The sequence below is a fragment of the Chitinophaga sp. 05T412 genome (genome assembly GCF_056396465.1).
Genome location: NZ_JBFTLN010000030.1, coordinates 1 through 12057, shown reverse-complemented (window position 1 = coordinate 12057; position 12057 = coordinate 1). Strand labels below are relative to the sequence as shown.

The 12057-nt window shown below is 48.1% G+C and carries 1 protein-coding gene; it reads right to left on the bottom strand.

The genetic code is table 11. The annotated features are described in order from the left end of the window. Window positions 1-12057: amino acid adenylation domain-containing protein (locus AC1DFM_RS34440; protein ID WP_477081322.1), on the bottom strand; the 12057-nt coding region annotated here is incomplete at both ends.

Here is a 12057-nt window from a genome sequence, read left to right as displayed (position 1 = left end):
CGGATGACGGCTTACATCCCGTTCACGCACCACTGCTTCCACCACTTTCTCAAAGGGTACTTCCTGGTGATCATAGGCTGACAACGTGGTATGCTTCACTTGTTCCAGCAGCGAGGCAAACGACTGCTCACTGCTGACATGACTGCGCAATACCAGCGTGTTCACAAAAAAGCCAATCAGGCCTTCCACATCCTCGCTGGTACGACCTGCCACAGATGTCCCCACACAGATGTCTTCCTGCCCGCTGTAGCGATGCAACAACACCTTAAAGGCCGCCAGCAGTGTCATGAACAGCGTAGTGCCATGCTGACGGGACAACTGTTTTAACGGAGATAGCAACCTTTCATCCAGGTGGAACCAGTGTACGTCGCCCCGGCTACTCTGCACCGACGGACGGACATAATCACCCGGAAGCTGCAACGTCGTAAAGCCCTGCAGTTGCAACTTCCAGTAATCCAGTTTCTTATCCAGTATCGCTCCCGACACATAGCTGCGTTGCCAGATCGAATAATCTGCATACTGCACCGGCAGCGGTGGCAACGTGATGGAATGCCCCACCGCATAAGCATTGTACAATGCAGCCAGCTCCCGCACGATGATACCTGTAGACCAGCCATCTGAGGCAATATGATGCATGGTCACCAGCAGCAGATGATCTTCAGATCCCCGTGTTACCAGATGTGCACGCAGCATATGATCCTGTTTCAGGTCAAAGGCTTCCCGGCTTTTTACAGCCAGATACGCGGACAAGGTAATTTCGTCTGCGGTACAAATGGTATCCTCCGCATGCGTCAGTTCCCAGCTGTCTGCTGCCAGCACCTGCTGATACGGCACCCCTTCATACGGTACCATCACGGTGCGCAGCACTTCATGACGGTTCACGATGGTGCGTAAGGCAGATGACAACGCGGCTACATCCAGGCGGCCATGCAGCCGCAGCGCTGACGGTATGTGATAAGGTAAACTGCCTTCCAGCTGATCGATGAACCACAAACGTTCCTGGCTATACGACAATGGTATGTGCTGTGGACGTGGCATTACCGCAACGACTGGAGGCAACGTATTCCTATCCGCATCATGGGTATACACTGCCAGTTGTGCAACAGTGGAATATGTAAACAAAACCTTTACAGCTATCTCCACCTCCAGCCGCTTACGTATTAACGATATTAAACGTACCACCAGCAGCGAATGACCACCCAGTTCGAAGAAATTATCGTATATCCCCACCCGCGGGATTCCCAACAACTCCTGCCATATATCTGTCAATACCTGCTCTCTTTCATTACGGGGAGCTACATAGTTATTTGTTAACCACTCATCCGTCTGTGTAATTTCCGGCAACGACTTTCTGTCTGCTTTACCACTGGCGGTCAGCGGTAATTCGTCCATCTTCACAAACACCACAGGCACCATATATTCCGGGAGCTTACGTTTCAGGAAAGAAATGATTTCTTCTTTATTAAAGCCGTTGCGGGCCACCACATATGCGATCAGCCGTTTATCATCTTCGCCTGCATTTCTGGCCACCACTACGCACTCGCTTATCTGTCCGGATGCCAGGATAACGTTTTCTATTTCCCCCAGTTCTATACGATAGCCGCGGATCTTCACCTGCGTATCAATACGACCGAGGTAATCAACAGTGCCATCCGGCAACCATCTGGCCAGGTCTCCTGTTTTATACAGCCTGTTACCCTCAGCGGTGATGAATGAATCACTGATAAATTTTTCCGCCGTTAGCTCCTCCCGGTTCAGATAGCCACGGGCCACCTGAACACCTCCGATATATAACTCGCCGAGTCCACCCCGTGGCACTACCGCGCCGGATCCGTTTAAAATATAAAGCTGCGTATTTGCTACCGGTCTTCCTATCGGTATGATCTCCAGCCGGCTGGTATCATGAGGCACATGCCAGCAGCTGACATCTATTGCCGCCTCCGTAGGGCCGTAGAGATTATATACTTCCGTCACCGGAAATTTTTTTCTAAAATGCTTTACCTGATTCACCTTCAGCGCTTCACCGCTACAGATTACCCGTAACAGCGATGGACAATCTCCTTCAGCGATGTTTTCCAGGAAAACAGATAACATCGGCGGGACAAAATGTATGGTAGTAACACCATACCGTTCAATCACCTGCTGCAAATAATGAGGATCCTTCTGTCCTTCAGGCAATGCAAACACAATACGACTGCCCGCTATCAACGGCAAAAGCAGCTCCCATACCGATACATCAAAGCAGAAAGTTGTTTTCTGCAATACAATATCCGCAGCATTCAGTTTAAAATAATCCTGCGCCCACAGTAAACGGTTTACGATACCGGCATGTTCGTTTATCACTCCCTTCGGAGCGCCTGTGGATCCGGATGTGTAAATAACATAGGCAGCATGATGCCGTTGCAGGCTCGTTTCAACCTGTTCCGCCGGGCTTTCTGCAATGAGTGGCCATTGCTCATCCAATACGACAACACCTACAGCTGCCATGTCAAATAAACGGCGCTGAGCTGCAACGGTCAGCACCAGTTCCGCCTTTGTGTCTGATAATATAAAAGCAATACGCTCTGCCGGGTATGCAGGATCGACCGGAACATAAACGCCGCCTGCCTTCATAATCCCCAGTATGGCGATGATCATCTCCAATGATCGTTCAAGACAGACCGGTACCAGTGTTTCCTCCCTGACTCCTTTACTACGCAGATAATGCGCCAGCTGGTTTGTACGTTCCGCCAGTGCGCCATAAGAGATCTGTTGCTCCTCAAATACCGCCGCAACAGCGTCAGGTGTTCGTTCCGCCTGTGCGGCAAACAGATCTGACAATGTCATCTGTTCAGGATAATCCACACGGGTATCATTGAATCCGGAGATCAACTGCTGTACCTCCGTTGTACTTAGCATTGGTATCGTACTTATCGGCGCTGACGGCTCCTGTACGACAGACCGTACCAACTGTACAAAATGATTCATCATCTGCCGGATAGTATCCGAATGAAACAATTCGCTCCTGTATGTAACACTCCCCTGTAGCCCGGTCATACTTTCCCGGGCGGTTACTGAGAGGTCGAACTGTGTGGCTGTCTGCTCAACTGCTTCTTCAAACAATATCAACTCACCGAGTTGCAGTGCCGGCGCGTCCGGGATGTTCTGCAGTCCAAACATCACCTGGAACAGCGGGCTTCTGCTGAGATGACGCCCGGGCGTTACCTCTTTCACTATTTTCTCAAAAGGAACGGACTCATGATCAAATGCCTCCAGCGTAGTTTGTTTAAGCTGATCTAACAGGGACACAAAGGAAAGATCACCCATGAGATTACTGCGCAGCGGCAATGTATTTACAAAAAAGCCAACCAGCCCTTCCACCTCCCGCTGCATCCTGCCAACAAGAGGGGTACCCACACAGATGTCTTCCTGCCCGGTATAGCGATATAATAAAACTTTGAAAACTGCCAACAATGACATAAATAACGTAGCGTCCTGTTTCCGCGACAGTTCTTTCAAGGAGGCCAGTAATTCAGCATCCAGCTTAAAATTAACCACTGCACCGGATACACTTTGCACATCCRGACGCACATAGTCCGTCGGCAACTCCAATACTGTTACACCACTCATCTTCTTTTTCCAGTAAGCAAGCTGATTTTCCATCACATCACCCGACAAATGGGTACGCTGCCAGACAGCATAATCCGCATACTGTATATGCAATGCAGGTAATTGCAGTTCACGCCTGTTGATACCAGCATCGTATAATGCTGCGAGCTCCTGTAATATGATGCTCACCGACCATCCATCAGCAGCAATATGGTGCATGGTAAGCACAAATACGTAATCGTCTTTAGCCAATGTTACCAGATGTGCACGTAGCATATAATCAACAGACAGATCGAAGGGATGATCTACCAGGGCTTTTATATAAGTATGAAAAACACCCGCATCTCCTGCAGGCACAGGTTCTGTAACTAGAGACAGCTGCCATTTATCCGTATCAAGCACATACTGATAGGCGTTTCCATCATTCTCCCTGATGACAGTACGCAGTATTTCATGCCTGTTGACAATTGTACGTAATGCATATTCAAGGGCATAAGTGTCAAGATACCCCTTCATTCGCAACACCACCGGCATATGATATTGCACCGTACCTTCCAACTGATCGATGAACCACAAACGTTCCTGGCCATACGACAAAGGAAGATGTGGCGGACGAGGCACTATCGGCAACAAATTGCTACCACCTGTCAATCCTCCCCGCTCACCCACTATTTGCTGCGTTGTCTTACCTGTCAGTAACATGGCTAATTTAGCCACTGTCTGATACAGGAACAGATCCCTTGGATGCAGTTCATATCCTGCATGTCTGGCGCGGCTTATTACCTGTATGGTGATGATAGAGTCTCCACCCAGTTCGAAAAAATTATCATGTAATCCTACGCGTGGTACTCCCAGTAATTCCTGCCAGATACCGGCAAGGTGTCTTTCTATTTCGGTGACCGGAGCTTCATAGCGGTCTATACGGCTTTCACGTTGGTCTGCCCACGTAGTCAGGAACTGCCTGTCTGCTTTACCGTTAGTTGTCAGCGGTAGCCTTGGTAATGGTACAAATTCAGCAGGGATCATGTATTCCGGCAACTGTTCCTTCAGGCGCCGGCGTATATCCTGATGCAACGATTCGCTGAAATCATTAAATAAAGGATTGTTTCCCAATACTGCTGTTAAAGAATGCTGATGATCATAAGCTGAGGATACAAAGCCGGTAAAAGGTTCCAGCTCGATTAATACATCTGTTTTCAGCGGATCTTCATTCAATAAAAACCGGTAATGATACCCATTCGATACTGCAGCCCGCAACCATTCATTTACACGGTTGCAATCAGCGTCATCCTGCGCGATATATGCTGACAGGTCGCCGGTTGAAGTAACAAAAGAATCCTTCAATCCTTTATCCAGCAATATATCCATTTGCAGGCGTGGATTGGGCACGCCCTGCAACGCAATAACGGGAACCTTCTGATTCAGCGCACTGATAACATCCCCGTTGCCGGAAATCCGCTCCCATTGCTGCCATTCCGGCTTCAGCACCGGTTGCTCAACTCCCACGTAAATGATCACCGTATAGCGATACAAAATCAGTTCATTGATATAATCACCCTTCTTCCACTGTAAAGCAATGCGCGTGATTTCAGGAAACAATGTTTTCAGGTGATGGAAATATTCCGGTGCAAGACATAGTTCCTGTTCTTTCAACAAATCGCGGTTCACCTCCCACATAAATTCCTTCACACTATGCTTGTCCTGAAATTTAGGCAGACTTACCCTGCTCCTGAAATGCTGTAGCAATCGACAGTCCCTTACATCGCCAATAATGATCTGTCCTTTCCCTTTCAGTAACGGAATACTTCCCGCGATCACATCTGTCAGGTAATTCTCTCCCGGAAAATACTGTACGACAGAATTAAGCACAATAGTATCCACCACTTCATTTTCATCCAATGTTATTTCGTGGGCAGCGCAGGTTTTCAGCAGTGTAGACGGATATACTTTCCCTCCATTATTGATCCTGTTCCGGATCTTCCGGAGGGAGACGGCTGAAAAGTCTGTACCGATGTACCGTTTTATATGTCCCGCAAGCGGATAATAGATGAGCCCTGATCCACATCCTATCTCCAATACATTTACAGGCTTATGCGACAGAATCACATCAAGAATATCCTGCTGCCACCCGCGCATCTCATCCGCAGGAATGGGGCTGCCGGTAAAGCTGTCATTCCATCCTTCTATATTAAATTCTTCATCTGCAATAAACGCTTCTTCATTCTTTGTGTATTCCGTATCATACAGTTCTTGCCAGTGCTCTACCTGCTTCAGGAAGAGTTCCTGTTCTCTCATCTTTACAGTTTGTTTATCCGGCACATAATAACCCACCAGCTTATTAGTGCCTGCCTGTCCAGGTTTCATGACCACGCAACAGGCGGTTATGGCATCCTGCTGATTCAGCGTATATTCCAACTCCCCTAATTCCACACGGTATCCACGTATCTTCACCTGATCATCCAACCGGCCAAGGTATTCGATATTACCATCTGATAACCATCTTGCCTTATCTCCGGTCTTATACAACCTGGCGCCCGCCACCTGGCTGAACGGATCTGCAATAAATTTCTGTGCTGTCAGTTCGGGGTTGTTCAAATATCCCCGCGCCACACCGGGCCCGCCGATGCAAAGCTCACCTGCAGCGCCCACCGGTACTGCATTGTCATATTCATCCAGAATATAGACGGTAACATTCGTCAGCGGCTTACCAATCGGTAATGCAGCGTTTTTATCGTGACTACCAGGAAGATAATGATAGGCAACTGCTGAAATGGTAGCTTCTGTAGGCCCATAGACATTGTAAAAGCCGAGTTGTTTGTACCATCTCTCTGCCAGCTCTCTTTTACAAAGTTCTCCACCGGAAATCATCCTTCTGAGACTGTCATATTTACCAGGATTTATAGTAGCAAGAAACCCAGGAGTAGCTTCCAGGTGTGTTATCCGGGCATCTCTTAAAAACTGTTCAAACAAACGAATATCCAGCTGTATATCTGAAGGGGCAAGTACCAGTGCAGCGCCATTCAGGAGTGCAAAGAATATTTGCTCTACCGACGCATCAAAGCTGTAATTGGATAACAGCAACACGCGTTCATCGGATTTAATATCAAATATCTTACTCTGATGAACAATCAGATTGATCAACGACCGGTGTTCGATAAGCACTCCTTTCGGTTTGCCTGTGGAGCCGGAGGTATAGATAACATAAGCCACATTCTCCTCTTTCAGGCGACTGGCAACCTTTGTTACAGGCTGGCGCGAAATGTTGTCCCTGTCTTCATCCAGCACTACAATCTCTATTTCGCGTTCACCCTTTACGCATGATTTACATAAGACACTGCTGACCGCAACATTTGCCGTTATATCTTTCAGCATAAATGCTATCCTTTCAGCTGGGATGGATGGATCTATCGGAACATATGCGCCGCCGGCCTTCAGGATACCCAGTATCCCCACAATCATATCCGGGGTGCGGTCTATACACAAAGGCACCAACGTTTCTTCCTTCACGCCTTTCATTCTCAGGTAGTGTCCCAGCTGATTGGCGCGCTGGTCCAGCTGCCGGTAGGTAAAAACACTTTCTTCAAACACCAGCGCAACGGCATCAGGGGTGTTGTTCGCCTGCTCTTCAAACAACCGCACAATTGATCTCTCTGTGCCGGAGGTACTGCTATTAAACCCGACCAACAGCTGCTGCTCTGCAGCACTCAGCATGCTGAGTGCGCCGATCGGCTTTTCGTGTGCGTTGACGGCTGAGCGTAACAATGCTTCGTAATGCTTTAACATCCCGTTTATCGTTTCCTGTTTGAATAAATCAGTACGATATTCCATATCCAGTCTCAACCCTTCCGGTTCTTCCGTTATCGCCAGTCCCAGATCCAGCCTGCTGGTAGTATGCGGAAATATTTCCATCGACAGGGATACATCTCCCAGTCTTATTTCCGGCGCTTCCGGTGTGTTCTGCAATACGAACATCACCTGGAACAACGGGTTCTTATTTACATCCCGTTCACCCATCAGCATTTCTACAATTTTCTCAAAAGGCGCTTCCTGGTTATCATATGCCTCCAGCATAGTTTCTTTTACACGAAGTAACAGGTCTGCAAAAGAAGGGTTACCACCGAGGTCGCTGCGCAAAACGAGGGAGTTCACAAAAAAACCGATCAACCCTTCTGTTTCCTGTTGCAACCTTGCAGCAATGGCACCGCCGACGCATATATCTTTTTGTCTGCTGTAACGATACAGCAGGACTTTAAACACTGCCAGCAGCGTCATGTATAACGTGACTTTAAATTGCCGGGACAGATTCCTGACCTCTTCAGCCAACCTGTTATCGATCATCAATGTGACCATCCCTCCCGCTGTTGTATTTACAACGGGGCGTTCATAGTCCAGAGGCAGGTCTAATGACGGTACGCCGGTGAGTTTTTTCTTCCAGTAGACCAACTGTTTGTTTAATGCCGCTCCCTGCAGATGCCTGCGTTGCCAAAGGGCGTAATCCGCGTACTGTATGTTCAATGCCGGTAATATTGGCTCCCGGCCTTCCGTGTATGCATTATACAGCTCAACCAACTCCTTCACAATGATACTGGCGGACCAGCCATCGGAAGCAATATGGTGCAGGGTGACTACAAGGAGATGTACATTTTCTTCGAGTACTACAAGGTGAGCGCGCAACATGTGGTCTTTTGACAGATCAAATGGCGCATCAATCAGTGATTTTATGTAGGCATTTTCATTACCGGCGCCTGCTGCTGATCTATCGGTGATGGTCATCTGCCAATATCCTTTATCAAGTACCTGCTGATAAGCATGACCTCCGTCCTGGGATATTACGGTTCTCAGTACTTCATGCCGGTTTACAATGGTCTGCAGCGCATTGCCCAGCGCGTTCCTGTTGAGATGGCCTTCAAGACGCAACACCGCCGGTATATGATACTGCGTACTGCCCTCCAGCTGATCGATGAACCATAAACGTTCCTGGCTATACGAAAGCGGGATATGTTTTGGTCTTTCAGCAGCTGTTATTGCAGGCAGCAACAGCTTCCCGGAACGTGTTGTTATCAGTTCGCATAACGATGCAATGGTGGGGGATGAGAAAACATCGCTTACAGACAAGTCTGTCTGCAATGACTTTTTGATGGTTGATAACAGGCGTACAGCCAGCAAAGAATGGCCACCGAGGGTGAAAAAGTCGTCGTGTATGCCTATTCCGGTTACATCCAGCAGCGACTCCCATATGGCCGTCATAGTCTTTTCTGTTTCACTACGGGGAGCTATATACGTAGATATTATCTGTACTGAAGTATCAGGGGCCGGCAGGGATTTCCTGTCAATCTTTCCATTTACGGTCAGTGCCAGCGCTGGTATCCCGATGAGAAAAGATGGAATCATATAATGAGGCAGGTGCTGTTTCAGCCAGGCTTCAATGCCTTCCCGGTCAAAATCCCCTTTCGGCACAACATAACCTATCAGGCGCTGGTCGCCATTTTCATCGGTATCAAATATCACCACCGCTTGTCTCACCAGTGTACACTGTGTCAGCACCGCTTCTATTTCGCCGAGTGCGATACGATACCCTCTTATCTTCACCTGGTCATCCTCTCGTCCAAGGTATTCGATATTACCATCCGGCAACCATTTCGCTATATCTCCGGTACGATATAACCGCTCTCTCCCACCAAGAGCGGGAGATGCAGATACAAAGCGGTCTGATGTCAGCTCCGGAAGATGGAGATAACCACGCGCCACACCGCCGCCACCTATATAGATTTCGCCGGCAACGCCTACCGGTGTCATTTTCAGGTTACGATCGAGGATGTAAATAGCGGTGTTATCAATGGGTTTTCCAATGGAAATATTATTGTTTTGTACATCAATATGATCTTGGGTATTGAACCGGTATATACTGCATCCTACCGTTGCTTCCGTTGGACCATATTCATTAATAATTTCGATATTCCACTTCTTATTCAGCAAATACCGGAGTGCCGTCAATTGCAGCGCCTCTCCTCCCAATACTAGTTTTTCTGCCGGGTATTCTGCCAGATGGTTGTTCATGGCTACTTCAAGCAATGGCAAATGAGCCGGTGTTAATTTGATAAAATCGTATGGCGCATATTTCCAGAACAGGGGATCTTCAAATACCGTAGCCTGACTGCCACTTCCCAGCACAATAGATTTTCCTGCCAGCAAAGGCATGAACAGCGCAGTGAGAGAAGCGTCAAAAGAATAGGACAGATGTAAATAACTGCCTGTACCTGTTTTATTTTCATTGAGATAGGCTGTCTTACTGTTGAGAAGATAATGCAGCAAATTTCTGTGCGCGACCATTACTCCTTTAGGAACGCCCGTACTGCCTGAAGTATATATCACATAAGCCAGGTGATGCGGATCCGGCGTAACAGCAGGAGAAAATACAGGATAGTGACGGGTTGCATCCCCGTTTATATCCAGTATGAGTGTCTTGATGTTTGTCTGGTTATCCAGGGTCTGATGGGTCTTGCGATTAGTGATAACAACAAGTGCCGCTGTATCTTTCAGCATGTATTCCAGGCGCGCCGGAGGTAGCCCCGGGTCCAGTGGTACGTATGCAGCTCCTGCTTTCAGTACACCCAGTATCCCTATTATCATTTCCACTGACAGATCTATACAGATCGGCACCAATGTTTCTTTCTTCACCCCGCTGGCGATGAGGTAATGCGCCAGCTGATTGGACCGTGTATCTATGTCCCTGAAAGAGAAAGAACCTCCTGCTGTGATGACAGCAGTTGTATCAGGTATATTTGTTACCCGTTCTTCGAACAGACTGACAACAGTTTTCCCGGACGGTAATAAATTTTCTGTCGTTTGTCCTGCTGATATTGACAACAGGGTATTCTCTTCTTCAGCAGTCAACATTTCCAGGTTATCTATTCTTTCATCGGGCGATTGGGCAACAGCTTCCAGCAACCGCTGAAAGTGGCGGACCATCCGGCGAATGGTATCAGCACTGAATAAGTCTGTGCTGTATTCTATATCTCCCCATAATCCGTTTTCTGTTTCACGCATGGAAACGGCCAGATCAAATTGTGCAGTGGAATGCTCCACCTGCATTTCGGATACCTGTAGCTCATTTAAATACAACTCCGGAATGTCCGGGGTATTCTGTAATGAAAACAATACCTGGAACAACGGACTTCTGCCTGCATCCCGTTCTTTCACCACCGCTTCCACTATTTTTCCGAAAGGCACTTCCTGATGTGCAAAGGCCTCCAGTGTTGTTTCTTTTATCTGCTGAAGCAAGCTGGAGAAAGAAGGGTTATCATGCAGATTGTTTCTTAAAGTCAGCGTATTGATAAAAAAGCCGATCAGTTCTTCGGTTTCCAGTTGTGATCTGCCTGACACCGGGCTCCCTACACAAATATCTTCCTGTCCGCTATAACGATACAACAATACCTTGAATGCCGCCAGCAGTGTCATATACAAGGTTCCGCCATGCAGCCGGCCCAGTTGCTGTAACTCCTGCATCACTGATTTACTGATATTGAAATTAATCACATCGCCGCGGGTGCTTTGTACAGCTGGCCTGGAATAATCTGATGGCAGTTGCAAGGTTGTTATACCAGATAGTTTCTGCTGCCAGTAAGCCAGCTTCTCTTCCAACACGGGGCCGGACAAATGAGCACGTTGCCATATGGCGTAATCAGCATATTGTATACCGGGCGCCGGCAATTGCACGCTATTCCCGATGGCATAAGCATTATACAACGTTGTCAGCTCCCGCACCAGAATACCTAATGACCAGCCATCAGAAGCAATATGATGCAGCACTAATACAAGCAGGTGATCATCTTCCTGTGCAATCAGATGCGCGCGCAACATATGATCCGCCGACAAATCGAATGGCTCCTCAGCCAATGCCTTTATATGAGCTGAAACAGCTGCATGCGGCAACGTTCTTTCCGTCAGTCTGAGCTTCCAGGTATCTTTTCCGAGCACATACTGATAAGGCTGGCCATCCTTCGACCTGATCACTGTTCTCAATACTTCGTGCCGGTTAACGATCTCCCGCAATGCATCATCGAGCGCCTTTATTTTCAGTATGCCCTTCAGCCGCAGCACGGCAGGTCTGTTGTACTGTACGCTTCCTTCAAGCTGATCAATGAACCACAAACGTTCCTGGCTATATGAAAGCGGGATATACTCCGGCCGGGTATGGTTCTTTATTACCGGCGCCAGCGTTGCCGGTGAGCGGTGCTGCAACTGCGCAGACAAAGCAGCGATCGTAGGATAATCAAAGATGTCTCCTATCGCGACTTCCATCTGCAACCTCTTCCTAATTGAGGAGATCAGCCGGATAGCCAGCAGGGAATGACCTCCCAGCGCAAAAAAATCATCATACAATCCTACCTGTTCCACTTCAAGCAGATCTGACCAGATAGCCGCCAGGTCCCGCTCTATGCCTGTTACCGGCGCCACATAACCTGATAT